The 1580-nt window shown below is 78.9% G+C and carries 1 pseudogene; it reads left to right on the top strand.

From position 1 onward, the window contains the following. Positions 1 to 1321, top strand: a pseudogene (locus D7W81_RS42720) (hypothetical protein); the annotation flags it as partial. Positions 1322 to 1580: the final 259 nt, after the last annotated feature.

Below are 1580 nucleotides of genomic sequence, written 5' to 3'. Positions count from 1 at the left end.
GGGCGGGCTGATCCGGAGCGCGACGGGCGGCGGCGTCACCGGTCCCACGGTGGGAACGGGGCGCGCGGCGGCCGGCACCGGGGCTGGAGTCGTAGGCCGGGCACCCGCGGGAGCGATGGTCGGCACCGAGGGCGGACGGGCCGCGGGAGCCACGGGCGGAATCACGGGGCTCAAGGGCTGCATGGTCGGCACGGCCGAGGGCATGCGGGCCACGGGTGCAGGCGTCGCCATGGACGCGACGCCGGGCACCGCCGGAGGCATCGCGGGCGGCATGGCGGGCGCAGCGCTCGCGGTGGGTGGAGCGACCGGCGCGATGCGAGGCGTCGACGCGGGGGCCACGGGAGGCGTCACCGCGCCCACGGTGGGGGTCGTGGTGGTCGGCCGGGCGCTGGCGGGTGCCGCTGGAGCCTGGGGCGGAGCCACCGCGCCGACGGTGGGCGTCGTGGTGGTGGGCCGGGCGCTGGCGGGGACCGCTGGAGCCTGGGGCGGAGCCACCGCGCCGACGGCCGGAATCGCGGTAGCGGTAGGACGGGCAGCGGCGGGCGTTGCGGCAGCCTGCGGCGGCGTCACCGCGCCGACGGCCGGAATCGCGGTAGCGGTGGGACGGGCCGCGGCGGGCGCCTGGGGCGGCATCACCGCGCCCACGGCCGGAACCGCGGTAGCGGTGGGACGGGCCGCGGCGGGCGCCTGGGGCGGCATCACCGCGCCCACGGCCGGAATCGCGGAGACCGTGGGGCGAGCTCCCGTGGGCGGTGCCTGCGCCTGCGGCGGAGCCACCGCGCCGACGGCTGGAATCGCGGTCACGGTCGCGCGCGCGGTCGTGGGCGTTGCCGGAGCTTGTGGCGGAGTCACCGCACCGACCGCGGGCATCGCGCTCACGGTGGGGCGGGACTGTGCGGTCGTCGCAGGCGGAGGGGCCGCGACGCCCACGGACGGAATCCCAGACACCGTGGGCCGTGACGCGGCGGCAGGGCCCACCGGGGCGACTCCCGGCGTCCCACGGGGCGCGGCTCCCACGGGTTCAAGGTTGGCGGGCGTTGGACGCGGAGGTGCTCCCGATACGGGAACTCCACCCGTGGGCGAGATGGAAGGCACCCCGGTGGATGACGCGGGCCGTGCCGTCGCTGGAGCCACGGGCGGAACGCCGCCCGTCGAAGGAGCCGGTGCTGTCGCGGGCGCTACCGTGGGCACCTGGCCCGAAGCAGGCCGAGCCACCGGCGCCGTGACCGAAGGAACCTGCCCCGAAGCGGGCCGTGCCGCCGCTGGAGCACCACCCGCCAGAGGAGCCTGTGCCGTCGCCGGAGCCACCGTGGGCACCTGACCCGAAGCCGGCCGTGCCGTCGCCGGAGCCACGGGAGGAACGCCAGCCGCCAGAGGAACCTGCGCCGTCGCCGGAGCCACCGTGGGCACCTGCCCCGAAGCCGGACGTGCCGTCGCCGGAGCCAACGGCGGCGTGACGGGAGGCGGGGTCGCGCGGGCAGCCGGTGCCGTCCCCGCGGGAGGCGCCACCCTGGGCGGTGCCGCGGCCGGGGGCCGGGGCGCCGTGGGCGGAACGGACGGAGGCACGGAGGCCGTCACCC

The organism is Corallococcus aberystwythensis (assembly GCF_003612165.1).
In the GTDB taxonomy this organism is placed as follows: Bacteria; Myxococcota; Myxococcia; order Myxococcales; family Myxococcaceae; genus Corallococcus; species Corallococcus aberystwythensis.
The sequence above is the reverse complement of the archived record's forward strand: the minus strand, read 5'-3'. Positions and strand labels throughout refer to the sequence as shown.